The organism is Enterobacter cloacae complex sp. SHL020, assembly GCF_049236945.1.
GTDB lineage: Bacteria > Pseudomonadota > Gammaproteobacteria > Enterobacterales > Enterobacteriaceae > Enterobacter > Enterobacter dykesii.
In genome coordinates this window covers 76,983-101,511 of sequence record NZ_JBMKJF010000002.1, presented here as the reverse complement: position 1 = coordinate 101,511, position 24,529 = coordinate 76,983, and the positions used below count along the sequence as shown (strand labels likewise).

Annotated in this window: 21 protein-coding genes; 7 read left to right on the top strand and 14 right to left on the bottom strand. The window is 56.5% G+C overall.

What is annotated here, in order from left to right; genetic code table 11:
• Window positions 1-77: 77 nt before the first annotated feature.
• Together ACOTZB_RS05550 and ACOTZB_RS05545 are read right to left on the bottom strand one after the other, a co-directional pair.
• Window positions 78-1,292 (bottom strand): multidrug efflux MFS transporter, encoded by a 1,215-nt coding sequence (locus tag ACOTZB_RS05550; protein ID WP_029739748.1) that lies wholly within the window; start codon window positions 1,290-1,292, stop codon window positions 78-80.
• Window positions 1,293-1,460: 168 nt separating this feature from the next.
• A complete protein-coding gene (locus tag ACOTZB_RS05545; RefSeq protein WP_368525797.1) occupies window positions 1,461-2,144 on the bottom strand; it encodes an extensin family protein in 684 nt (227 codons plus the stop codon).
• A 103-nt stretch (window positions 2,145-2,247) separates the two neighbouring features.
• Between ACOTZB_RS05545 and ddlA the strand changes: the two genes are divergently transcribed.
• The gene (gene ddlA / locus ACOTZB_RS05540) at window positions 2,248-3,348 is read left to right on the top strand and encodes a D-alanine--D-alanine ligase (RefSeq protein WP_047650408.1); all 1,101 of its coding nucleotides are present in this window, start codon (window positions 2,248-2,250) and stop codon (window positions 3,346-3,348) included.
• Here the strand turns inward: ddlA and ACOTZB_RS05535 are convergent.
• Complete coding sequence (locus tag ACOTZB_RS05535; RefSeq protein WP_023310528.1) at window positions 3,345-3,572, bottom strand: DUF2754 domain-containing protein; 228 nt, start codon at window positions 3,570-3,572, stop codon at window positions 3,345-3,347. The two genes, ddlA and ACOTZB_RS05535, sit on opposite strands and share 4 nt — an antisense overlap.
• 248 nt (window positions 3,573-3,820) lie before the next feature.
• On the opposite strand from ACOTZB_RS05535, the gene ACOTZB_RS05530 reads away from it, so the two are divergent.
• Window positions 3,821-4,120: a DUF2755 family protein gene (locus ACOTZB_RS05530; RefSeq protein WP_008503287.1), complete on the top strand. Its 300-nt coding sequence runs from the start codon at window positions 3,821-3,823 to the stop codon at window positions 4,118-4,120.
• Here the strand turns inward: ACOTZB_RS05530 and ACOTZB_RS05525 are convergent.
• The 3 genes from ACOTZB_RS05525 to ACOTZB_RS05515 form a co-directional block, all read right to left on the bottom strand.
• The gene (locus ACOTZB_RS05525) at window positions 4,117-5,214 is read right to left on the bottom strand and encodes a DUF1615 domain-containing protein (RefSeq protein WP_421626657.1); all 1,098 of its coding nucleotides are present in this window, start codon (window positions 5,212-5,214) and stop codon (window positions 4,117-4,119) included. The two genes, ACOTZB_RS05530 and ACOTZB_RS05525, sit on opposite strands and share 4 nt — an antisense overlap.
• Window positions 5,215-5,228: 14 nt before the next feature.
• Window positions 5,229-6,449, bottom strand: a complete 1,221-nt coding sequence (gene sbmA / locus ACOTZB_RS05520; RefSeq protein ID WP_032661602.1) for a peptide antibiotic transporter SbmA — start codon at window positions 6,447-6,449, stop codon at window positions 5,229-5,231.
• Between the two features lie 115 nt (window positions 6,450-6,564).
• Window positions 6,565-7,098 (bottom strand): isochorismatase family protein, encoded by a 534-nt coding sequence (locus tag ACOTZB_RS05515; RefSeq protein WP_421626656.1) that lies wholly within the window; start codon window positions 7,096-7,098, stop codon window positions 6,565-6,567.
• 204 nt (window positions 7,099-7,302) lie between these two features.
• Here ACOTZB_RS05515 and ampH point away from each other — a divergent pair, with 204 nt between their 5' ends.
• Window positions 7,303-8,463, top strand: a complete 1,161-nt coding sequence (gene ampH / locus ACOTZB_RS05510) for a D-alanyl-D-alanine-carboxypeptidase/endopeptidase AmpH (RefSeq protein WP_420255777.1) — start codon at window positions 7,303-7,305, stop codon at window positions 8,461-8,463.
• Between the two features lie 2 nt (window positions 8,464-8,465).
• Here ampH and ACOTZB_RS05505 read toward each other — a convergent pair whose 3' ends face one another.
• Both ACOTZB_RS05505 and ACOTZB_RS05500 read right to left on the bottom strand, forming a co-directional pair.
• Window positions 8,466-9,089: a helix-turn-helix domain-containing protein gene (locus ACOTZB_RS05505; protein WP_047650403.1), complete on the bottom strand. Its 624-nt coding sequence runs from the start codon at window positions 9,087-9,089 to the stop codon at window positions 8,466-8,468.
• A 94-nt stretch (window positions 9,090-9,183) separates the two neighbouring features.
• Window positions 9,184-11,958 (bottom strand): autotransporter outer membrane beta-barrel domain-containing protein, encoded by a 2,775-nt coding sequence (locus ACOTZB_RS05500; RefSeq protein ID WP_421626655.1) that lies wholly within the window; start codon window positions 11,956-11,958, stop codon window positions 9,184-9,186.
• A gap of 451 nt (window positions 11,959-12,409) precedes the next feature.
• On the opposite strand from ACOTZB_RS05500, the gene hemB reads away from it, so the two are divergent.
• Both hemB and ACOTZB_RS05490 read left to right on the top strand, forming a co-directional pair.
• Complete coding sequence (gene hemB, locus ACOTZB_RS05495; protein WP_421626654.1) at window positions 12,410-13,384, top strand: porphobilinogen synthase; 975 nt, start codon at window positions 12,410-12,412, stop codon at window positions 13,382-13,384.
• Window positions 13,385-13,456: 72 nt separating this feature from the next.
• On the top strand, window positions 13,457-15,181 hold the full coding sequence (locus ACOTZB_RS05490; RefSeq protein WP_421626653.1) for a lysophospholipid acyltransferase family protein: 1,725 nt from the start codon (window positions 13,457-13,459) through the stop codon (window positions 15,179-15,181).
• A gap of 69 nt (window positions 15,182-15,250) precedes the next feature.
• Here ACOTZB_RS05490 and tauD read toward each other — a convergent pair whose 3' ends face one another.
• The 6 genes from tauD to mmuP all read right to left on the bottom strand — a co-directional run bounded on the left by tauD (window position 15,251) and on the right by mmuP (window position 21,159).
• On the bottom strand, window positions 15,251-16,102 hold the full coding sequence (gene tauD / locus ACOTZB_RS05485; protein ID WP_421626652.1) for a taurine dioxygenase: 852 nt from the start codon (window positions 16,100-16,102) through the stop codon (window positions 15,251-15,253).
• A complete protein-coding gene (gene tauC / locus ACOTZB_RS05480; protein ID WP_421626651.1) occupies window positions 16,099-16,926 on the bottom strand; it encodes a taurine ABC transporter permease TauC in 828 nt (275 codons plus the stop codon). The genes tauD and tauC overlap by 4 nt, the downstream gene beginning before the upstream one ends.
• Window positions 16,923-17,690, bottom strand: a complete 768-nt coding sequence (gene tauB / locus ACOTZB_RS05475; protein ID WP_421626650.1) for a taurine ABC transporter ATP-binding subunit — start codon at window positions 17,688-17,690, stop codon at window positions 16,923-16,925. Before tauB ends, tauC begins: the two co-directional genes overlap by 4 nt.
• A 10-nt stretch (window positions 17,691-17,700) precedes the next feature.
• Complete coding sequence (gene tauA, locus ACOTZB_RS05470; RefSeq protein ID WP_213330020.1) at window positions 17,701-18,663, bottom strand: taurine ABC transporter substrate-binding protein; 963 nt, start codon at window positions 18,661-18,663, stop codon at window positions 17,701-17,703.
• 176 nt (window positions 18,664-18,839) lie between these two features.
• Window positions 18,840-19,772 carry a homocysteine S-methyltransferase gene (gene mmuM / locus ACOTZB_RS05465; RefSeq protein WP_421626649.1) on the bottom strand — a complete coding sequence of 311 codons (933 nt, stop codon included), beginning with the start codon at window positions 19,770-19,772 and terminating at the stop codon, window positions 18,840-18,842.
• The gene (mmuP, locus tag ACOTZB_RS05460; RefSeq protein ID WP_008503244.1) at window positions 19,759-21,159 is read right to left on the bottom strand and encodes an S-methylmethionine permease; all 1,401 of its coding nucleotides are present in this window, start codon (window positions 21,157-21,159) and stop codon (window positions 19,759-19,761) included. Before mmuP ends, mmuM begins: the two co-directional genes overlap by 14 nt.
• Before the next feature lie 341 nt (window positions 21,160-21,500).
• Here mmuP and ACOTZB_RS05455 point away from each other — a divergent pair, with 341 nt between their 5' ends.
• Both ACOTZB_RS05455 and ACOTZB_RS05450 read left to right on the top strand, forming a co-directional pair.
• Window positions 21,501-22,610 (top strand): AI-2E family transporter, encoded by a 1,110-nt coding sequence (locus ACOTZB_RS05455; RefSeq protein ID WP_193804977.1) that lies wholly within the window; start codon window positions 21,501-21,503, stop codon window positions 22,608-22,610.
• Window positions 22,611-22,729: 119 nt separating this feature from the next.
• A complete protein-coding gene (locus ACOTZB_RS05450; RefSeq protein WP_421626648.1) occupies window positions 22,730-24,514 on the top strand; it encodes a diguanylate cyclase in 1,785 nt (594 codons plus the stop codon).
• The last annotated feature ends 15 nt before the right edge of the window (window positions 24,515-24,529 follow it).

The window sequence follows — 24,529 nt, the reverse complement described above, 5'->3', positions numbered from 1 at the left end:
TTTCTATAAAAAAACGCCGCATTTTGTTATATAAAAATGCGGCTACCATAAGAATATATAATACATCAACGAAACGATTATCTCGACGATTTCGCTTCCGCCATTTGTCTGCGGCGACGCAGCGCAATAGCCAGCTGGATAATATTGATTAAAACGACAATCGCCGTGGCCGCAAATACCCAACGAAAACCGGCCATCGCGGAAACGGATGCGCCAATAAGCGGACCGGCAACATTCCCCAGATACATAAATGACTGGTTATATCCAAAAATACGCCCCGTCACCTGGTCGCTGGAATATTTAACCAGCAGGGTCTGTACCGCAGGCAACATGGCGCCATCGGCAAATCCGAGCAGAAATCGCAGTACACCAAGCTGAAGCGGAGAGGTGACAAACGACATCGCGAAGAAGAGCACGACCGCAAAAATCAGCGTCGCCATCAGGATGCGCGCCGTGCCGATCCTGTCACCCAGTTTTCCCAGACGCGGTGCGGAAATCAGGGCGGATACGCCCGGCACGGCGGCAATCATGCCGCTCAGAAAAGCAATATTTGTACTTTCCGGCTCCATCGACTTGATAAACAGCGCCAGAATCGGACCGACCGAACCGTTACAAAGCTGGATAACCATAGTGGTCACAAACAGGCTGATCATCAGTCCCGGATAGGGCAGCGAGGCAAAGACGGCCTTGCCGCTCAGGCGTTCAGATTTACTGATAACCGGGCGGCCTCCCTCTTTGATAAGAAAGAGCGTGACCAGAAAACTGACCACCAGCAGGATCGCGGTGATGATAAATACCGCGCGCAGCCCGACGTGGTCCGCCAGAAAACCGCCCAGCAGCGGACCGCCGATGACGCCGCTGATCTGTGCCGTGGAGAGCGTACTTAGCGCCCAGCCGCTACGCTCGCGCGGCACCTGAGAGGCGACCAGCGCCATGGCATTCGGAATGTACCCGGACGTCAGCCCCATCACCGCGCGCAGGAAAAACAGCTGCCAGACGTTGGTGGCGAAGGCCTGCAGCAGAATGGCAATCGCCATCCCGAGCGAGGCGCGCAGCAGCATCAGTTTTCGGCCTTTCCGATCCGCCAGGCTGCCCCACATCGGTGACACAATGGCGGAGACCAGAAACGTGACGCTGAACGTCAGGCCGGACCACATGGAGAGCGCTTCATGCGAGGTCACCCCCAGCTGCGAGACGTACAGCGGCAGGAACGGCAGGATCTGGCTGATCGCCAGCCCGGTAAAGAAGCAGCCGAACCAGACCGAGATGAGATTAACTTTCCAGGATTCCATAAAGAAATAGTCTTCATTTTTAGGCGAATTCGCCGACAGATTAGCAAGTTACGCGTACTAACGTCGCACCAGAGATGCGGCCCAACTGACTTTGGTGTTTTATCTTCCCAGTCATCATATTTGTGAAATAAGTCACAATTCATCCATTTTCTGGCGGAATATTATGCTTCACCGACAGAGTCCGAAACCGCGCATTCCCAGATGAAAATGGTTGGCATGCGCCGCGTTATACTCCGGCCCGAGGCCGTTTCCGTAGTAGCCGCAGCTTGCCGCCAGCATGGCCTTCAGCCATGGCTGCGTTGTTGCCGCCTTCCAGCCGTTCAGCACCGTGACGCGCTCCCCGTTCGCCAGCCGAAAAGCGGCGATATCCAGCGCCTCAGCCGTGGCATGTTCACTGCGTCGCGCATCAGGGCGGTGGTAAATATTGCGGCAGGCAAAGCTGCCGAGGTGGTCGATACGCGCAAGGTCGCTGCCCGTATAGCGTTTTGTCAGCGGCCGGGCCTGCTGGCTGATAAACAGCGCAGAGCTTAGCGCCAGCGTACAGCTGGCAAGAAAGCTTCCGTTCAGGCCGACCGGACCGAAGTCACGCACGCGCACGACGTTGTTAAGCGGACACGCGCCGCCGCTGTCCGCCACCGGCTGGGTGTGGATGAGATCTCTTTGGTTAGCCTGCGACAGCAGGCTCGCGCAGGCCTCGGGAGTTAAGCGCCGAAGCTTATACTGGGTGATTCGGCCCGGCGGGTCGTCAAGCGTCAGCGGTATGAAAGGGTTGTAGTAAGGCGGCAACCAGCGGTAACCCACCGTTGCAACGGCCACAATGATGAAAACGGTCAGCAGCGTTTTTCCTTTCACTCTCCCCCCTCAAGATTCCCCAAAACATTATGGCAGAAGGCCGCGAAACCCGCCGGGCATCGTGGTATGTTATTGGCTTTTCGTCAGACTGGAAGAGAGTGAGATGGCTAAGCAGCGCGTAGGTATTGTCTTTGGGGGAAAATCAGCGGAGCACGAAGTGTCATTGCAATCGGCTAAAAATATCGTTGATGCAATCGATAAAAGCCGTTTCGACGTGGTGCTGCTGGGCATTGATAAACAGGGCCAGTGGCACGTTAACGATGCCAGCCAGTATCTGCTGAATGCTCACGATCCGGCGCACATCGCCCTTAATCCTTCGGAAGTGAGCGTCGCCACCGTACCCGGCGTCGTGAAGGGGCAGCTTATCGACGCCGGAAACGCACAGGCTCTCGCCCAGATCGACGTTGTCTTCCCTATCGTTCACGGCACCCTGGGCGAAGATGGTTCCCTGCAGGGGATGCTGCGTATGGCCAACCTGCCGTTCGTCGGCTCGGACGTTCTCGGCTCTGCTGCGTGCATGGACAAAGACGTCACCAAACGCCTGCTGCGCGATGCCGGGCTGAACATTGCGCCGTTCGTGACCCTCACCCGCGCCAACCGCGACAAACACAGCTTCGCGCAAATAAGCGAAGAGCTGGGTCTGCCGCTGTTTGTGAAGCCGGCAAACCAGGGCTCCTCCGTGGGCGTCAGCAAAGTCACCAGCGAAGCAGAGTTCACGCAGGCCGTCCGTCTGGCGTTTGAGTTCGACCATAAAGTGGTGGTTGAGCAGGGCATCAAAGGCCGTGAAATTGAGTGCGCCGTGCTGGGCAACGATTTTCCACAGGCGAGCACCTGCGGCGAAGTGGTCTTAAACAGCGATTTCTACTCGTACGACACCAAATACATTGATGACAAAGGCGCGCAGGTTGTCGTTCCTGCGGATCTCGATCCGGCGGTTAACGATAAGATCCGCGCGATCGCCATTAGCGCCTATCAGACGCTCGGCTGCTGCGGCATGGCGCGCGTGGACGTGTTCCTGACGCCGGAGAACGAAGTCGTGATCAATGAAATCAACACGCTGCCGGGGTTCACCAACATCAGCATGTATCCGAAGCTGTGGCAGGCGAGCGGCCTGAGCTACCCGGAATTGATCACCCGCCTGATCGAACTGGCGCTGGAACGTCACGCCGCCGACAGCGCGCTTAAAAGTTCCGTAAACGGTTAATCGGCACTCTTCGCCTCATCCGCTGTCGTCTCTTCAGGACGACGGCGGATAATCAGCCCCGCCAGCCAGAAACTGATTACCCAGGTCACCAGCCCAACGGCATACGTTTGCCAGCCTTTTGCTTCAAACCCCAACAGGCCCACGACACCGTTAAGAATAAAGATCAGCCCGATAGCAAAGGCATAGTAATGCCAGTCACGGCGTAGTTTGGACGTGAGCTTCATAACAACTCCGGCAGGAAAAAAAGACATCCTCTCACAGTTTTACGGCCAGGTCTGTGGCAGATGCAGAAATTCTGAAACGCGACGCAATTTCACTTAAGTAATGAAATTGTGATGTGCTGCAGAAATCGACAATCCAGGAGGATTCCGGCGCGTAAATTACCACGATTCTGATATTGACAAATACGATGACCTGTCAAACTCACCCTGTAAGACGCGTATTAAATCAGAGTGATATTTCGGGAGGTCATATGGCTGACTTTACATTGTCGAAACCGATTTTTGGCGGCAAACCAAAAACCTCCACGGCGGGTAATATCGCTTATGCCCTGTTTGTCCTGTTCTGCTTCTGGGCCGGTTCCCAGCTGCTTAATATGCTGGTCCATGCGCCTGGCGTTTATGAACACCTGATGCAGGTGCAGGATAACGGACGCCCGCGGGTTGAGATTGGCTTTGGCGTCAGTACCCTGTTCGGCCTGATCCCCTTCCTCGCGGGATGTATGATTCTGGGCGTTGTGGCCTTAGTGCTGCGCTTTCGCCGCCGCCGTTAAAGCCCCATACAGCGCGCCCGGCGATCGTCCACGCGTTTTGCGAACCATGCAGTGGTCAGGTTACGCGTGATCTTTGGGCTCTCCAGCTGAATGCCCGGCAGGATAGCCCTCGGTAACGTTTTCCCGCTTTTCTGCTCCGCAAGCGCAAACACCTTCCTGTACAGATCCGTTTTCTCAAAGGCCAGGCTGTCGCCTTTATCAAGCTGACGGCGAATGTCGCTGTTGCTCATATCAAGCGCTGTCGATAGTTTCCGTATCGCCCGCTCGGTGCTTCCCGCCTCGCTGCTGCCGTAAGCGATGAGATCGCCGTCCAGCGCCAGCTTGACGCCGCTTACGCGGCTGACCGCACTCTGGAATGCCGCATTACGGCTGGCATACCAGCCGGCGTTAAAGTCGGCAAAGCGGTACAGCGGCTCATTGTAGTTCGCCGGATAGTTCAGCAGATGATACGTGCCGAACCACAGCCCACCGCGCAGGGAGAAGACCTCCTGACGCACCGTACCGTCGATTTTCCACGGGTAGCCGTCGGTATGCTTCTCCGCGAACGCAATGCTCACCTGCATCGGGCCACCGGTGTGGACCGGGTTCAGTGAGCCAAACAGCTTCTGCCCCATCGGGACCATACTGATGAAATCATGAAAGATGGCGCTAAGCTGTTTTTCGGTTTTCACCGCGTCCAGCCGTTCGCTGTAGCTTTTGCCGTTCGGCGAGGTGATTTTAAGCGCGGTATGCACCAGGAAAACCGGGATATGCATGGACTCCGCGCGGCGGTCGATCTCTTTCCAGGCAATTTTGTTCAGGCCCGGCACCACCGGGTCTGACTGGTACATCGACTCCTGCTGCGCCACCGCCAGCACCGAGCAGATATTCTCCTCGGTCGGCGCAATCTTTTGGCTTTCAAAGGTTTTTGCCAGCGCATCTGCCCACGCATTGCGATCCTTTACGCTGGCGGGCATTTTCTGCCGCACAACGCTCGCCACATCGACGGGCTTCTCCCCCTTTTTGAGCGGAGCGGCCCCTTTTTCGGCACAGCCTGCCAGCACAAGAGCGGCCAGCAAGGACAACGGTAACGCGCGCGGTACGGCAAAAGACATAGCAACTTCCTGTATTAGCTAAATGTGTTGGTGACTTCCTGCAGGTCACGATCGTCCAGCTCACGTTCAAAACTGCGTAAACGTTTATAGATAGACATCAGTTCTACCAGGGTGGTCCAGGAGCTGATCAGGTACTGGAACGACCCGCGAACCTGACCGAAAACGTTGGTGATCTGCGTCATCAGACCGAGCGTAATCGTACCCGCAACAATCGACGGGAACAGCAGGAACAAACCGAAAACGTTATCCACCTGAAGATACAAGATACGGGCAATGTTGAAATACATATAGTGGAAGTAAAGTCGGAAGTAGTTACGACGCACGGCGCCAAACAGCTCACGGACGGTAGGCGGCGAGGCGCGGTTGGCATCATCTTCACCGTAAACCAGCTCTTTACGGTAAGCGGCTTCCACGCGTTGATTTTTAAACTCCAGACCCGGCAGTTTGATCCCCACCACCGCCAGCAGGCCCGTCCCCATCAGCGACCAGACGATCGCGGCAATCACCAGACCATACGGAAGATGACCAACAATCGGCAGATCCGGCACATGCGCAGAGAGCGTTACCAGCACGGGCAGGAAGGCGATCAGCGTCATGATGGCGTTGATAAAGCTTACGCCCATGTCTTCAAGGGTGGAGGCAAAACGCATGGTGTCTTCCTGCACACGCTGCGCGGCGCCTTCGATATGGCGCAGGTGCTGCCAGTGCGCCATGTAATGTTCGTTCATCGCGGTACGCCAGCGGAAAACGTAGTGGCTGACGAAGAAGTTGTTCATCACGCCGATGATCACCGCAATCAAGGCGATACCGAGGAAGATCCCGACTTCATGGTAGAACTGGTTGATGGTCACCTTATGCGGCGAGCTCAGCGCGGTCTGGATCAGATCGTAGAACGGCGCATACCAGGCGTTAACCGCCACGCCCACCTCCACGAGAAACCAGGTGACAAAGATAATCAGCGATGTGCCAAGAATTGACCAGTACTGCCAGCGGTGCGGAGAATACATAAACCAGAACAGGGCAAATAGCCCCACGCATACCATGTAGTAGGCGTAAAACAGCAGGTAGCTGAGCGACCAGAAGCGCGCCGCGCTAATCGGCACCTCGCCCGTTGCCCCCGTGATGCGCATCAGCCATGCGCCGCCGCCCGCCTGCCAGAAAATGACGGCGATGAGTGCCCAAATAAATGCCGACAGGAAAAAAGGCCCCGGCTTTGGGAAAAAAGACTTAAACATAATGCTTCCTTCTTGTTGTTATGGCTATTGCTGTGCACAACACGTTACCACACGAAAAACGTGCCCAGGCCAGCCTCCCGACTCAGGCAAAAAGGTCAGACCCGAGGGTTGATTATTAGTTCGCTTTCCAGTTTTCGAGAATTGTTTCGGTGCATTTCACCGCGAGAGGATTCGCCGGCGCGATGAAGTTACGCCAGACGTCGTTGTGATGGTTAATCAGGATCTGTGCTTCAGCAGCCGGGCGGTTGGATGTGGTATGGGCATCTTCCGCCACGGTGATGTGATAACCCCGGCTGACGCCGTTCTTTATCGTCGCGTCAACGCAGTAATCGGTGGCGCAGCCGCAGATGACAAACTCGCGAATGCCCTGCTCACGCAGCAGCGCCTCAAGCGCGGTCTTATAGAAGGCATCACAGGCGGTTTTGGTGACGTAAAGCGCGTCAGCAGGCTGATGGAGTTCAGGCAGTAGCGCAAAGCCTTCACTTCCCTCTTCCAGCCCCCCGGCCTCGGTATGCTGAATAAAAATCACCTTGTCGGCTGCCTGCGTAAGCTGGTTGATCAGAGAGACACACTTTTCGCGCTGATGACGAGGGGTTTCAAATACCCCGTTCTGCATATCGACAACCATAACCACACGCTTTTCAGACATACCGTTCTCCGTAAGATTGAGTGACACTGGTGCCTATCATAAGCCCGATGTCACAAAATGGGAGATGGCTCGTCAGTAAATTGTTCATATTTACCCATGGTTACGTTTTTCTCGCTATCGTTATGCAATTCGGGGCATTGCGCGGTACCGTTTAGTAGTATAAATACCCATTACTTTCCTCATACACTTCATGGATGCTTTTCGTTGAAACGTTGTCTGCTCTCTTTTGCCGCGCTGTGTGCGGTGAGCTTTTCTACCGCCCAGGCAGCCCAACCGCTGACGGCGCCCGTTTTAGCTTCAGATATTGCCGATCGCTACGCGAACCTTATCTATTACGGCAGCGGCGCGACCGGGATGGCGATGGTCGTCATCGACGGCAACCAGCGTGTGTTCCGCAGCTTTGGCGAAACGCGACCAGGAAATAACGTTCACCCGCAGCTGGATTCCGTTATCCGCATCGCGTCCTTAACCAAGCTGATGACCAGCGAAATGCTGGTGAAACTGCTCGATCAGGGCGTGGTGAAACTCGACGACCCGCTCAGCAAATACGCGCCGCCAGGCGCCCGGGTACCCACGTATCAGGGGACCCCGATCCGGCTTGTGAATCTTGCCACCCACACCAGCGCCCTGCCGCGTGAGCAGCCAGGCGGAGCGGCGCACCGTGACGTATTTGTCTGGCCAACGCGCGACCAGCGCTGGAGCTACCTGAGCACCGCCACGCTGAAGGCAGCTCCGGGTTCGCAGGCCTCTTATTCAAACCTGGCCTTTGACCTGCTGGCGGACGCCCTTTCAACGGCGGCTGGCAAACCCTACACGCAGCTTTTTGAAGAGCAGATAACCCGTCCGCTGGGTATGAAAGACACCACCTTTACCCCGTCCCCGGATCAGTGCCGTCGCCTGATGGTGGCGGAGAAAGGCGCCAGTCCCTGTAATAACACGCTCGCGGCCGTGGGCAGCGGCGGGGTCTATTCCACGCCTGGCGACATGATGCGCTGGATGCAGCAGTTCCTCTCCTCAGATTTCTACGCTCGCACCAGCCAGGCCGATCGCATGCAGACCCTGATTTATCAGCGTACTCAACTGCACCGCGTCATCGGGATGGACGTGCCGGGTAAAGCCGATGCGCTCGGCCTGGGCTGGGTCTATATGGCACCGAAAAATGGCCGTCCGGGAATTATTCAGAAAACCGGCGGCGGCGGTGGATTCATCACCTATATGGCCATGATCCCACAGTCAAACGTGGGCGCGTTTGTGGTGGTCACCCGCTCCCCGCATACGCGTTTCGTCAATATGAGTGACGGGATTAATAACCTGGTGGCAGAACTGAGCGCCAATAAGGCCCAGGTGCTCACCGCGTCTAACTAAATTTAATATTCCGTGGGCAAGCGGTTAATGCTGACCAGCTTGCCCCGGCTCATATTGATATAGTTTCCTTGCCTCAGGGCGGCAAGAACTTCGGCAACAACGGAACGTGAAATTCGTGTGCTTTGTTGAATATGATTCATCACACCGATTTTTGAACGCAGCGTTTCATCCCATTCCGCCATATTCAACAGCATCGAGCGGATCTGGTGATAGGAGTTATTTCCAACCAACTGCTTATCGCGTTTCTCAAGAATGTAATTTATCCAGGATAACCAGCAGAAGGCCTCTTTCCAGAGTGAATACTGCTGGATGAGCTGACGGGTGGTTTCCGTGGGCAAATAAAAACCGGTACAGACCGTTTTAGCCATCACCCTGTATTCCTGAGAGTGATTAATCATCACCGTAGACAGACCGAAAATAAAAGGGGCTGTCGCAATCCCTACCAAAAGCTCATCAGAAGAACGATAAACCTCAATAACACCGGTTTGTAATACGATCGTACAAGGCTCATTCCATTCGCCTGACGTAATTAATTGCTGGGGCGCACATGTAAAAGGGGTACTGGCCGCTGTTAAATACTGTTCGAGCCGGCGTAATTCAGAAAGCGGTTTCGCATTAACGTTCATGCAGACCTCAAGACATCCGTATTTGTCGGTTCAATATTATTTTATTACTTCTATAAAAAGCGGGGGAGATAACTACTCCCCCCGCGTTTATTCATTACCAGGTATATTTCACACCCAGATTTGCGCCCCAGTTCTGGTCAACGTCACCGCCGTCCAGATAAGTGGCATCCGTGTAAGCGCTGAAGTTCTTCGTGAAGCTGAACTGGGTACCCAGCCCAACGCGAACAGCGGAACCTTTCACGCCATTATCAATGCTGTCACCGTTAATATCGGCATTGTTATTGGCGTCGTCATAGACGTAGGCCAGTTTGAAGTAAGGCGTCAGGGCCTGTTCGCCGCCGTAGTTGAAGGTGTAGCCCGTATCAACACCGAGTTCATAACGCAGGCTATCGTAAGATTGCCCATCCATGCGCATGTCATTGCTAAGACGATAATCATCACCAGACTGGAACAGGCCAGATACGGCTGCATATGGCGTAACGTAGCCAGAGAGGTTTGGTTTCCAGTCATAGCCCAGCTTCAGCCCAAAACCAACAGCATCATTAGTGGTATTGCCGTCAACATACTGACCGTTGCTCATGTTAGCGGAGAGATCGCTGTTGAAGCGGGTGTAGCTCAGGGAGCTGTCGAGGAACAGATCGTTCATGAACTTCGCAGACGCGTAGATCATCGCCGTCTGACTATCCTGATCGACCTGACCGGTACGATCGCTGATATCACCTTTCGCGAAACCTGCCGCCCCACCGACGATCCACTTCGCATTATTACCGTCAATCTGGGTATCCAGACCCACCATAATACCGCTCACGTCCTGATCGTAGCTGATAACGCCATTGTCACCGTCGAAGTTGCCGCCGAAGTAGCTCACCCACGCCCCGCCGTTATCCGCCAGGCCGTGACGGCTGTTGGTCAGACGCGAGCCAACGGTATCCTGCTGCAGATTCCAGATATTGGTATTGGCTGATGGGATGCTCAGCGCCATATTCGCAGAGTCGGTCAACTCTTTCTGCTGAAGGACAACGGCGTCACCCTGCTGCTGCGCCTGATAGGTGTAAGCACCTAAATCCGCTTTGTTTGCGGCAGTAAAGCTGGCAGCGGTATCCGCGTTATTGTCATAGACGCGAATAATCTCTTTGTTTTTGTAATCAGCAACGGAACCGGCACCGGTCGCATCGTCGATGCGTACCTGGTAGTTACCTGCCACGTCACCGTTCACTGACAGATGGCCATCTGAGTTCATCGCCACAACACCGTAGTCGTAGTCGGCATTGTACTTGTCGTTAGTGATATAGCGTGCGTTGTTCAGATCGCTGTTCAGGACGTAATCACGGCTGGCAACGTTAAGCACCCCGCCATCAGTCAGTTCCAGATTATGCGTATCAACCTGACCCAGCCCCAGCGCCAGCTCTGCACCGTTATCCACGGTGATGGTGTTGGCATACAGTTCGGCCGTTTCTTCCGTCAGTGCCGCACGGCTATAGCTGTCCAGATACAGATGGTCGGTCGCCACGCCACCGCCGTCCCCAATATTTATTGATGAAGCATTGGTCAGGGTGATGGAGTCCGCCAGCAGACCAGAGTCTTCAACGTTAACCTGAGACTGGTTGTTTACCGTCAGCGTGTCGATATTAGAAAGCTTGCGGGTATCCCACTCTGAGCCGTTATCCAGCGCGATGTTAAAGAGCCCGCTCTGATATACCGCTTCACCCGTAACGTGTCCGTTGCTGTCATAGGTGGAGTCCGGCCAAATGCTGTTAGGGGACAGAGTGCTCCAGTCTACGTTGCTGTAGCCCTGGCCATACATCTGCGCAGTGCCGATAGCCTCGACGCTGGACTGCGCTGCGCCGACCCATTTGCTGCCGTTGGTGAGAGTCACATCCAGCTTATCGGTGCCATCCCAGCCGTTGGTGGTTGGGTTATAGATGCCATCGTCGGTGGTATCGGTTGCCGGATCGCCGTTCGAATAGAAGTTGTTGTCGAAGGTGCTGGAGAACAGAATATCGCCAGTAACGGTGGAGTGATCGAACGTGGCAGTGGTCTGCATCGCGTTATCAGACGCGCTAGCAGCAACGATCAGCGCCGCATCATCCGCTGCCGTGGCATTCGTTTCACCGTAGTCGCCAGGCTTCGCGGTTTGACCGTAGAACCCGCTGGTCCCCAGATCGCTATATGCGCCTGAGGTCAGAACGGAGTCTTTCACCACCAGCGTGTCTGTAAATACTTTGCTGCTGTTGGCTACGCCTTCAATACCGTCGTAAGGAGTGTTATCCAGCTCCTGATACCCCTGCGTCAGGGTAATACCGGCAATGTGGGAATTATTCTGGATAACAATATCGGACTCCACATCCAGGGTAATCGCATTACCCAGATTATACGTGTCCAGATAGTGTCTTTCCGTATTTTCCCCATTCACGACGTCATACGCATAATGCTCATAGGTATCGTTAATGGTGGAATTATCAACGGTCAGGCTAAAACGATCGTATTGAGAATAGTTGGTGCCATCGGTATCCAGGCCGTCAGCACACGAGGAAGTCATACACTCCGAGGTAATCATGCCATTAATAGTACTGTTGGAAATACTTAACGCATTTGCCCGGCCATTAACGCCATCATCCAGATAGTATGTTGAAATAACGCCATTCACTGTGCTTTTATTAATCACCGGATAAATATCACCGTCGTGGGTCGCGTCTGAGTAATCCCAATCGGCATAGCCATAATACCAGGGAGTGGAAGCGGTATTATCGTATCCGAATGTATTATAGGTCGTACCGGAAATATCCTTCGCATTGGCCTGAGAAGCGATAGCCAGGGTGCAGGCTAATGCAAGTTGAGATACAACGAGTTTCTTTTTCCATGTTTGCATTGGGTCATCCCTCCTCAGGGACGTAAGCAAGTTTGTCCATCATTGAATTTGCAACATCTAATTGCGGAGAGAATTATGCAGTTTCATTTGAAAAAGGTTCAATGAATGTTTCCATTAAGTCCGTATTCAGACTAATAACACTTCAAAAGCGACAAACGCATGGGTCACTCGAGATTAATATTATAAAAACAAAAAGTTAAAATACAGGCACACCAATGCAAAACATATAATAACAAATAATAAATCATTTTTAATGATGCATACCCATTAATATAGAAACAACACGAATATCTCACCTCCGTTCAAAAATATCCTGAACGGTATTATAGACTGATGATATGAAACCCGATCTGCCGCATTTCGCAAAAAACAAAATGCCCACTTTAGTAAAACACCTGGCTTCACTTTGCGGTACACTAGCCTTCTTTGTTCCACAAACATCAGGCATACCATGACCGATTTAATTGCACGTCCCCGCCGCCTGCGCAAGTCACCTGCCCTGCGCGCTATGTTTGAAGAGACAACCCTGACCTTAAACGATCTGGTGTTGCCGATTTTTGTCGAAGAAGAGATCGATGACTACAAAGCCATCGAAGCCATGCCGGGCGTAATGCGCATTCCGGAGAAATATCTGGCGCGTGAGATCGAACGTATCGCCAACGCGGGGATCCGCTCGGTGATGACCTTCGGCATCTCTCACCATACTGATGCCACCGGCAGCGACGCGTGGAAAGAAGATGGCCTCGTCGCCCGCATGTCCCGCATCTGCAAAGAGACCGTGCCGGAAATGGTGGTGATGTCCGACACCTGCTTCTGTGAATATACCTCTCACGGCCACTGCGGCGTGCTGTGCGATCACGGCGTGGATAACGATGCTACCCTGCTTAACCTCGGCAAGCAGGCGGTCGTGGCTGCCGCTGCGGGTGCGGACTTCATCGCGCCTTCTGCCGCAATGGACGGACAGGTTCAGGCGATCCGTCAGGCGCTGGACGCGGCGGGCTTTACCGACACCGCCATCATGTCTTACTCCACCAAATTTGCCTCCTCCTTCTACGGCCCGTTCCGTGAAGCTGCGGGCACAGCGCTGAAGGGCGATCGTAAAACCTATCAGATGAACCCGCTTAACCGTCGGGAAGCGATTCGTGAATCCCTGCTTGATGAAGCCCAGGGCGCAGACAGCCTGATGGTGAAACCGGCTGGTGCGTATCTTGATATCCTGCGCGACATTCGCGAGCGCACCGAGCTGCCATTGGGCGCTTACCAGGTCAGCGGCGAGTACGCGATGATCAAATTCGCCGCGCTGGCCGGTGCGATTGACGAAGAGAAAGTGGTCCTCGAAAGCCTCGGCGCCATCAAACGCGCAGGCGCGGATCTGATCTTCAGCTACTTCGCGCTGGATCTGGCTGAGAAAAAAATCCTCCGCTAATCTTCACCAAACTGCAATACAACCGACATCTGCTCCTTCTACTGTCTTCGCAAGACGGCAGGAGGAGTAACCATGTTTAGCCTCGATAGCGTTCTCGACGATCTTTGGCCTCAGGCGAGGCCTGCACCCTGGCAAAAAAGTCTGTTAAAAAGACTGTTTTACGAAGACGAATTTCAGCAATTTGCCGCAGCACACCGCCACCTGAAAGGGCTGGATATGGTGGAGCAAGTTCTGGAGCACCTTGATATTCTCTGCACCGTTTCCGCCCGCGATCTCGAACAAATCCCCGAACATGGCCCGCTGGTCATTATTGCCAACCACCCGACGGGTACGCTGGACGGGCTGGCGCTGATGTACGCCGTCTCCCGCGTGCGTCGCGATGTTAAAGTCGTGACCAACCGGATGCTGACTCACCTTGAGCCCCTCAGCTCGCTGTTTATTCCGGTGGACAATATGGGCGGCAGGACGGCGAAATCGTCCCTGGTTCAGATGGAACAGCATCTGCAAAACGCGGGCGTGCTGATCTTCTTCCCGGCCGGAGAAGTTTCCCGCCCCACGCGCAAAGGCATTCGCGATAAAAAATGGCACTCCGGCTTTATCAAACTCGCCAGCAAGCTGCGCGTCCCGCTGCTGCCGGTGCATATTCAGGCGCATAACAGCCTGCTCTTTTATGCCAGCACGCTGGTCTCCCCGACGCTGTCGATGCTGTTACTCATGCAGCAGATGTTCCGCCGCCGCCACAGCCAGCTGCCGATTAAAATCGGCCAGCAGATTGCGTGGCATCACTGGTACAGCGCCGCCCTTTCGTCGCGTGAGATGGCCGAGCAGTGCCGTCAGCACGTGATGCGTCTTGGCAAGGGAGTGCCCGGCGTCTTTAAAACCCAGTGCGCGATTGCCCGTCCGGAAGACCGGGCCACCCTGAAACGCGCGCTGGCTCAGGCCGAATGTCTGGGCAATACCAGTGACGGTAAAACCATCTATCTTTGGCAGCGCAACGGTCAGGAAGACGCCCCGCTGCTGCGCGAGCTGGGCCGCCTGCGCGAGATTGCCTTTCGCGCGGTCGAGGAAGGGAGCGGCAAACGTCGGGACACCGACAGCTACGACGATGATTATCTGCACCTGATCCTGTGGGATGATGAGGATCTGGAGATCGTCGGCGCGTATCGCTTTATGCCGACCGCCAGACAGGTTGAACGTCGCGGTCTGGAAGGGTTGTACAGCTATAGCCTGTTCCACTACGACGACAAAATGCAGGACGTGCTGGAGCACGGCATAGAGCTGGGGCGCAGCTTTATTCAGCCGCGCTACTGGGGACGCCGCGGCCTGGATTATTTATGGTCCGGCATTGGGGCTTACCTGGCGCGTTATCCGAACTACCGCTACCTGTTTGGCCCGGTCTCAATTTCTGGGGGGTTACCGCCAGCCGCGCGGGATCTGCTGGTGGCCTTTTACCGTCTGTGGTTCCCGGCGACGCATCCGCTAGCCGCCTCGCGCCAGCCGTATCCCGCGTCCCTGCCGGACGTGCTGGCGCAGTTTGGCGGCGTGGATTACGTGGACGATCTGACAAAGCTGAAATCCCTGCTCGGCAATCTGGGCTGCGGCATTCCGCCGCTCTACAAGCAATATTCCGAGCTGTGTGAACCCGGCGGCGTGCAGTTTATTGATTTTGGCAGCGACCCGGCTTTCAACAACTGCGTCGACGGGCTGGTGCTGGTGGATTTGTGTTACCTGAAGGCAAACCGCTACCAGCGGTATATTGAGGCGCATTTAATACCCTCATCCCAGCCCTCTCCCTAAAAGGGAGAGGGTGAAAACCGCACCGGGCAGTCCCCTCGCCCCTTTGGGGAGAGGGTTAGGGTGAGGGGATCAAGGCGCACGATAAAACGGCTTATCCCCCAAAATCGTCGCCCGCTGCATAATCCGGCGCTGCGGCAGATAGTCCGCATTGGCATAATGCTGCGTCACGCGGTTATCCCATATCGCCAGGTCATTCTCCTGCCAGCGCCAGCGCACCTGAAACTCCGGCTTGGTAATATGCGCGAACAGGAATCCCAGCAGCGCATCACTCTCTTTCTCGGACACTTCCACAATGCGCGTGGTGAACCCTTCGTTCACGAACAGCGCCTGCTTGCCGGTGACCGGATGGGTCCGCACCACCGGGTGCAGCAGCGGAGGATGTTTCGCAACCGCCTCCTGCCAGCGCTGATGCTCCTCTTCCGTTTTACGGTACTTGTACTCCTGGAACGATTTTTTGAAGTCGTGCTCCGCCCGCAGCCCGCTCAGCAGTATCCGGAACGGCGGGGAGAGCGCCTCATACGCTGCAATCCCGCTGGCCCACAGCGTATCTCCCCCCGTATCCGGCAGCAGCTTCGCCGCCAGAATCGCCCCGGCGGGCGGCGTCTCGATAAAGGTCACGTCGGTATGCCAGTTGTCGTTATCCGGCGGGTTATCGTTGTGGGTGTCCAGAACGATAATCTCCTCCACACCTTCCGCATGCGGATAGACGGGGTGGATATGCAGATCGCCAAAGCGCTGGGCCAGCGCGCGCTGCTGCTGCGGGGTGATCGCCTGCTCGCGCAGGAAAACGACCTGATGACGCAGCACCGCGTGGTACAGCTGCTCGAACTGGTTATCGCTCAGCGGACGGGTCACATCCAGGCCCGACACCTGCGCGCCAATGTACGGCCCCAGCGGGGTAATGGTCAGACGTTCACTCATTGTATTTCTCCATGCCAGGGCGTCAGGCGGCGCTGTAACGCGCGCAGCCCCAGTTCTAATCCAAAGGCGATCGCGGCGATCACCGCGATCCCTGCCAGTACCACGTCAGTCGCCAGGAACTCTCCCGCCGACTGCACCATAAACCCAAGGCCGCGCGTGGCTGCAATCAGCTCAGCCGCCACCAGCGTGGACCAGCCCACGCCGAGGCCGATGCGCAGCCCGGTTAAAATCTCCGGCAGTGCGCCCGGTAAAATCACGAACAGCAGCACCTGCGTGTGGCTGGCTCCCAGCGACTGCGCCGCGCGGATCCGCACCTGCTGGGCGCTCTTCACGCCTTCCAGCGTTGACATTGCAACCGGCGCAAAGATCGCCAGATAGATGAGTAAAACTTTGGGCGTTTCACCTATGCCGAACCAGATAACCACCAGCGGCAGCCAGGCCAGCGGCGGCACCGGACGGTAAAGCTCAATCAGCGGGTCGAGGATGCCGCGCACCGTCGGGCTTAAGCCCATCGCGATCCCGACCGGAATCCCGATAATTACCGCCGCCAGCAGCGCCACCAGAATACGCGCCAGACTTGCACCCAGGTGCTGCCAGAGCGTGGCATCCATAAAGCCCTGCGGCCCGGCGATGGTAATGAGTTTGGCCAGCACCTGGCCCGGCGGGGGCAGAAACAGCGGGCTGACCCACTGCTGGGCAGCAACCGCCCACCACACCGCCAGCAGCACCAGCAGCGTACCGACGCTCAACGTGATTTGGCGCGAGAAAGGCCAGCGCAGCGCCAGACGCGTGCGGAGCGTTTTTTCACTGAAGACGATGCTCATGAGAAGGCCTCCCGTTGTTCAAACACGCGGCTTAAAACGTATTCACGCTGTTCGATAAACAGCGGATCGGATTTAATGCTGCGCACGGGTTCTCCCGCGACGTAGCGGCGGGCGAAATCCAGCGGCAAACGCTCAAGCACGCGGCCCGGCCCCGGCGAGAGCAGCACCAGCTCCGTCGCCATAAACACCGCCTCTTCGATATCGTGGGTAATCAACAGCACCTGCTTGCCCGTCTCGTTCCACAGGCGCAGCAGCAGGGTTTGCATCTGCTCGCGGGTGAAGGCATCCAGCGCCCCGAACGGCTCGTCCAGCAGCAACAGCTGCGGATTCGCGGCCAGCGCGCGGGCAATACCTACGCGCTGCCGCTGGCCGCCGGAAAGCTGCCAGATAAAGCGTTTTTCCGCCCCTTCCAGCCCCACTTTTTTCAGCATTGCCCGCGCCGTTTCCAGCCGCTTTTCGCGGTTGATGCCCGCAAGCTGCAGCCCAAACGCCACGTTTTCCTGCACGTTGCGCCAGGGGAGAAGCCCTTCATTCTGGAAGACCACTCCGCGCTCGGCACCCGGGCCTTCCACCTTTTTGCCTTCCAGTTGAATGGTGCCATGCTGATAAGGGACAAACCCGGCGATCAGATTCAGCAGCGTGGTTTTTCCGCACCCGGACGGGCCCAGCACCACCAGCAGCTCACCGCTGTCCAGCGTCAGGTTGATCTCCTCCAGAGCGGGCTTACCGCCGTAATCGGCGTACAGGTTCGTAATATTCAGCATGGCGGACTCCTTATTTCACAAAACGATCGGTCACGTACTGGCTGTAATCCGCTGCCACCGCAGGTACTTTGCCCTGCTCTTTCAGGAAGGTGGCGGTATCCACAATCGCTTTGTTCACCGGCCCGGTCAGCTGCTGCACCTGCTGCGCGGGCGTCAGATAGGTATTGCCTTTCACCAGCCCCGGCACGTCCGCTTCCGGCACGCCGCTCAGGCGGGAGAGTTTTTCCAGGTTGGTGGGCTGCTTCAGCCATTCATCCGGGTTGCTGATGTACGGCTGCTGAGCGTCAATCGCGCTTTTGGCGAAGGCTTTCACCACCTCTGGATGCTTCTCAGCGAAGTCTTTACGCACGACCCATACGTCGAGGGTTGGCGCGCCCCACTGGCCCACTTTTTCAGAGTCGGTCAGCACGGTGCCGTCTTTTTCCAGCTCGTTCACGGCCGGTGCCCAGACGTAAGCACCGTCAATATCCCCGCGCTGCCAAGCGGCGATAATCGCCGGCGGCTGCAGGTTGATAATTTGTACCTGACCCGGCTTGATGCCCCAGTGTTTGAGCGCCGCCAGCAGGCTGTAGTGGGTGGTGGAGATAAACGGCACGGCGATGCGTTTGCCGATCAGATCTTCCGGTTTGGTTATGTTTTTCTTCACCACCAGCGCTTCAGAGTTACCGAGCTGCGAGGCGAGCAGGAAAACCTCGATCGGCACCTGCTGGCTGGCCGCAACCGCCAGCGGACTGGATCCGATATTGCCGATCTGCACGTCGCCGGAGGCTAACGCACGCACGACGGAGGCGCCGCTGTCGAACTTGCGCCAGTCGACTTTCGCGCCGCTCTCTTTGGCAAAGGTGTTGTCCGCCTGCGCGACTTTCGCCGGTTCCGCAGAGGTTTGATAGGCGACGGTGACGTCCACCGCCTGCGCCTGAAATGCCCACAGCGCCAGTGCGCCGAGAAGTGTGATTCGCGATGAAATTGCCATAGTGCCTGCTCCCCTTGTTGTTATGAGGGCAGTATTTCCGGCGCGGGAATTTTGATAAAGGAATAAAAATGAATCGCTCATAACGATTCGTTTTTAGATAAAAAGCGGGAAAGGATAGTTGGTTTTGTGCGGTTGTTTTTTTCCCTCTCCCGTGGGAGAGGGTCAGGGTGAGGGCATCAGCGCTTCGCGGTAAGCTCAGCAATATCCTTCGGCGTGGTGCGACAGCAGCCGCCAATCAGCTTCGCTCCGGCGTCCAGCCACTGGGGCAGATACCCCGCCAGCGTCTCGCACGCTTCGCCGTGGTGGTGCCAGGTTTTAGTTACCGCGTCATAGTGCTCGCCCGAGTTCGGGTAGACCACCAGCGGCAGCGACGTCAGGCTTTGCAGATGCTTCAGTGCCGCCGTAGTGTTTTCCAGGGCGATGCAGTTGATGCCCAGCGCGACAATGTGCGGAGAATTCGCCAGTACGCTGACCACCTCACGCAGCGGCGTACCGTCGCTCAGGTGCTCGCTGTCGCGTAAGGTGAACGAGAACCACGCCCGGGCGCGGGGATATTCAGACAGCAACGCCGCCAGCGCCTTAATCTCCTCAAAGGATGGTAGGGTTTCGCAGGCCAGCAGGTCAGCGCCCGCATCCAGCAGCGCTTCCACTCGAGGACGATGGAAGGTGGTAAATTCTTGCGCACTGCGCACATAGTCGCCGCGATACTCTGAGCCATCCGCAAGATACGCGCCGTACGGCCCAACGGATCCCGCCACCAGCAGCGTACCCGCGTGCGGATTTTCAGCCAGATACGCTTCGCGCGCCTTACGCGCCAGTTCCACGCTTTTACCAATCAGCGCGCGGGACTGCGCCTCGTCCAGACCTCGCGCCGCAAACCCCGCAGGCGTGGCCTGATAGCTGGCGGTGATCGCCACCTGCGCGCCCGCTCGGTAGTAGTCGAGATGTACTTCGCGGATAAGATCCGGGTTTTCAACCAGCACTTTGGCAGACCATAGGCTGTCTGCAAGGTTACAGCCGCGCGCTTCCAGCTCCGTTGCCATCGCGCCATCCAGCACCACAAACGGCTGTTTTTTAAGGATGGCGGTAAGCGGGTTATTCTGCGACATGTTCAGGCTCCTGCGATGTCATGTTTCGGGTCAGGTAGTAGGCACCATAACACAGGGCGACAAACGGGATCCCGCAATAAAGGGCAATGCGCTGGCTTGGGTCAAACCACAGGCCGACACAGGCCACCACGCAGAGGATAAAACCAAGCACCGGCACCAGCGGATACCACGGCGCGCGGTACTGCAGCGCAGAGAGCGGCTGCCCGGACTGTAGATGACGACGGCGGAAAACGAAGTGCGACGCGCAGATGCTGATCCACACCGCCACCACCGCAAAGCCAGAAATCGCCGACAGCGCAACAAACACCGTGTCCGGCGCCACCACGCTTGAGAACAGCGCCAGCACGCCGCCAAGCATGGAAACCGAGAGCGCCGTCAGCGGCACGCCGTTTTTGTTCACCCGGGCAAAGCAGCGCGGGAGTGTTTTCTCATTCGAGAGCGACCACAGCATGCGCCCGGACGCGTACAGCCCGGAGTTTGCCGCCGAGAGGATCGCCGTCAGGATCACAAAGTTAAAAATATCCGCCGCGTAAGGAATCCCCACCTTCTCAAACACCAGCACGAACGGGCTCTTTTCTACCCCCGCCTGCTGCATCGGGATCAGCGCCGCCAGCACAAACACGGTGCCGATAAAGAAGATAATCAGGCGCGCGATGGTGGTGCGGATCGCAACCGGAATCACCTTGTGCGGATTTTCCGTTTCGCCCGCCGCGATGCCGATGAGTTCTGTCCCGGAAAAGGCAAAGTTCACCGCCACCATGGTCATCAGGATCGGCAGGCCGCCGTGCGGGAACCAGCCTTCGGCAGTGATATTGCTTAAGCCCGGCGCGGGGGAACCGTCCTGCATCGGGATAAAGCCAAAGACCGCCGCCCCGCCAAGGATAATAAAGGCGATGATGGTAATGACTTTGACCAGGGAGAACCAGAATTCGCCTTCAGCAAAGAAGCGCGTCGAGATGACGTTCAGGCCAAAAATCACCACGCAGAAGACCACGCACCAGGCCCAGACGGGCACCTGCGGGAACCAGTACTGCATGCAGAACCCGGCGGCGGTAAAGCTCGAGCCGAGCGCCACCGTCCAGGTGAGCCAGTAGAGCCACGCCACGGTGTAGCCCGTCGCCGGGCCAAGATAACGCGCGGCATAGACGTGGAACGCGCCGGTTTCCGGCATCGCCACGGAAAGTTCGCCCAGACACTGCATCACCAGCCAGACCACCAGCGCGCCTATCAGGTACGCCAGCAGCGTCCCTGCCGCCCCGGTCGTTGAAATGATGTAGCCGGTATTGAAGAATAACCCTGTCCCAATCACGCCGCCCAGCGAGAGCATAATCAGGTGGCGTGTTTTCATGGTGCGCTTAAGCTGCCCATTTTCTTGTTGTGTTTGCATATTACCTTCTATACGTATGGACATCTAAACATCCAAAGAAGGTGTGTTATACCGCGATTGTTAATAAAAAGCTAGATGACAAGACGCAAACGGGCACGCCTCGCGCTGAGTCTGGGGTGGGTTGTGAGGATCACATAGAGAATTGGACGCCAGGCCATAAGCACCTCCGCAAGCAGATACTTACAGCATGGTGCGGGAAGCGGCGATCTTCGGTCAGTCGAAAGTGGTATCCGTGAAGAGCGGATTCATACCGCAACACTGCCCGCCCCCTGACGCAAGGTTGGTAATTCTCACAATCAGTTCTATAGTCGACACAGTTTCTTAGTAACCAGGATTGACTGATGCGCTTTAACGGACTGACCAAAGGTTTCTTTATCTTTATTCTTGCCCTCGTGACCTGGGCCTTCTTCGACGTGCTGTCGCCCTACTTCTCCGCGATACTCTGGGCTGCCATTCTGACCGTCATCTTCAACCCGGTAAAAAACAGGCTGCGCGCAGCGCTGGGGGATCGCAACGGGCTTGCCTCGCTGTTGACCATTGGCATTATCTGCCTGATCGTCTTTATTCCGTTGATGGTGATCCTCTCCTCGCTCGCCATTGAGCTGAACGTGGTGTATACGAAGCTCCAGGAGAACAACACCCAGTTCCCGGAAGTGGTGGCGAGCATCTTTAACCATCTGCCTGACTGGGCCAGCGGCTTCCTGGCGGATCATAACCTGACCAACGCGGCGCAGATCCAGAAAAAACTCTCTGATGTCGCCCTGCAGGGCGGGCAATATCTCGCCGGCAGCGCGTTCCTGATTGGCAAGGGGACGTTTGGCTTTGCGATTAGCTTCGGCATCATGCTGTATCTGCTGTTCTTCCTGCTGAAAGACGGCCCGTATCTGGTGCGCCAGATCCTCGACTCCCTGCCGCTGTCTGATTTCGCTAAACAGCACCTGTTCGCCAAATTCGTCGGCGTTTCTCGGGCGACGGTAAAAGGCACGGCGGTGGTCGCGGTGGTGCAGGGCACGCTCGGCGGGATTGCGTTTGCCATTGCAGGCATTGATGGCAGCGTGCTCTGGGGCGCATTGATGGCCTTCCTCTCGCTGGTGCCCGCCATCGGCTCGGCGATTGTCTGGGTGCCCGCCGCCATCTTCCTGTTCGCCACCCATCAGCTTTGGCAAGGGCTGTTTATTGTCGGCTTCTTCGTAATTATCGTCGGGCTGGTGGACAATATTCTGCGCCCGCTGCTGGTGGGGAAAGACACCAAAATGCCGGACTACCTGATTCTGATCTCCACTCTCGGCGGCATGGAGCTGTACGGCATTAACGGCTTTGTGATTGGGCCGCTCATCGCCGCGCTGTTTATCGCCTGCTGGAACCTCTTCTCCGGACGCGATCACGAAGGTAACGCCGAAGAGCTGGACCCCGACTTCATCGAAGAAGGAAAAAATCCTCCAGAATTGTGAGGATGTGACGATATAGACCACACCAGGCGGCGCTGTGCCGCCTTTTTTTTCGCCTTAAATCAAACGTTTTCTATAATTTGAAGAACGCCATCCTACTCATGTCGTAAAAGGATCACCAGGTGCGAATCGCGACGATAACAAACTGGGCCTATGGTGCCACGGTCTGCCTGACCATCGCCTCCGGCATCATCATGCTGATGGCGTCCAGCGCTGATACCCTCGAGCGTCAGGCCGTTGAACAACGGCAGAAATTTGATCAGCTGACGGAAGATATCGAAACCGATATCTGGGCGCAGTCTGATTTAGCGCGGCTGTACGTCATTAAAAAAGATCCTCAGGTTCTCAAGGAATACAACCAGGCAGAAAATAGCCTGAAGCGCATCGAGCTTCGGCTGGAAAAGTTGCAGGATAATGGCGCATCGGATGAAGAACTGGCCCTGCTGCATGAAGGAATAAAGATCGTCGATGAGCTGCAGGACGAGCAGCAGACGGCACTAACGAGCGCGGCGCAGGGAGAAGATGCCCAGGCCGTTGCGCTGCTCTACGGTGCGCCCTATGAGCAGGAGCTTGAGCGCGCGCAGAGCCAGCTCGATCACTTCCGCCAGATACTCGACAAACGCGTCATCGCCTCCGTTCAGGACGCGACAAAAAAATCGAAAGCGCTGCGTACGGCCTCTGAGCTGATGGTCGGCCTGACCGCCCTGCTGTTCCTGTTTGTTCTCGGCTTTATATTAAAGCGCCGCGTGCTGCGTCCCGTGGTGCGTCTGAGCGACGTGGTGCATCGTCTGGCGTCCCAGGATTACGCGGTTGAAACGCCCAATTTCCACCAGATTGATGAGATTGGCGATATGGCCCAGGCCATCCGCATTTTCCGCGAAAACGGCCTGGCGCGACAGCGTCTGGAAAAAGAGCGCGATGCCGACTGGTCCATCCGCGAGCTGCTGGCGCGCATGACCCAGCGGCTGCAGGGGTGTGAAAACTTTAACGATGTGATTAACGTGGCGGAGCTGTTTGCCCCCAATATCGCGCCGGGGATCGCGGGCCGACTCTACGTCCTTGACCGGGAGCCGTGGCAGATGCGCTGCGTCGCGCAATGGCTTTCACCGGTTGGTGAAGAGATAAGCTTCCATCCGGACGAGTGCTGGGCCGTGCGCCGCGGGCAGAGCCACCCGCCGGTAAACGGTGAGCCGGATGTCGCCTGCTACCATCTGCCGTCCTCCCAGGCGGAAAGTTCCCTGTGCGTGCCGCTTATCGCCCAGGGCGAGGCCATTGGCCTGCTCTCCTTCCAGAATATTACGGCGGACAACGCCCCTTCCCGCGCCTATCTGGAACTGATGGCCGAAGCGCTCGGGCTGGCGCTGGCCAACCAGCGTCTGCGCGACGCGTTGCTGGAAAAAGCCTTGTTCGACCCGCTCACCGGCCTGCGTAACCGTCATCATCTGGAAGATACCCTGCAAACCCAAACGGCACAGGCGTTACGCACCGGCGAACCGTTAAGCTGCATGATGATAGACATCGATCACTTCAAGAGCATCAATGACCGATTTGGCCATGAAGCGGGCGATCAGGTAATTAAAAGCGTGGCGTCAATCGTTCAGCGGGTCGCACATGACAACGGACTGGCGTTCCGCTACGGGGGCGAGGAGTTTTTGGTGCTGCTTTCTGGTGCCGATGAAGCAGGCGCGTACGCCTGTGCGCAGAAGATTTACACCGGCGTACATGAGCTGTCGCTTCGCTACGGACTGACCGAGATTGGGCCGGTTGATGTGTCGATTGGCATTGCAAGCTACCCGCAACATGCCCAGACCGACAACCTGCTGCGCGCCGCGGATGTGGCGCTATACCGGGCAAAAGAGCTGGGACGCGCGCGGATTGTGAGTTTTGGGATGCTGGAGGCGGGCTGACGCTGATTCTCGCGC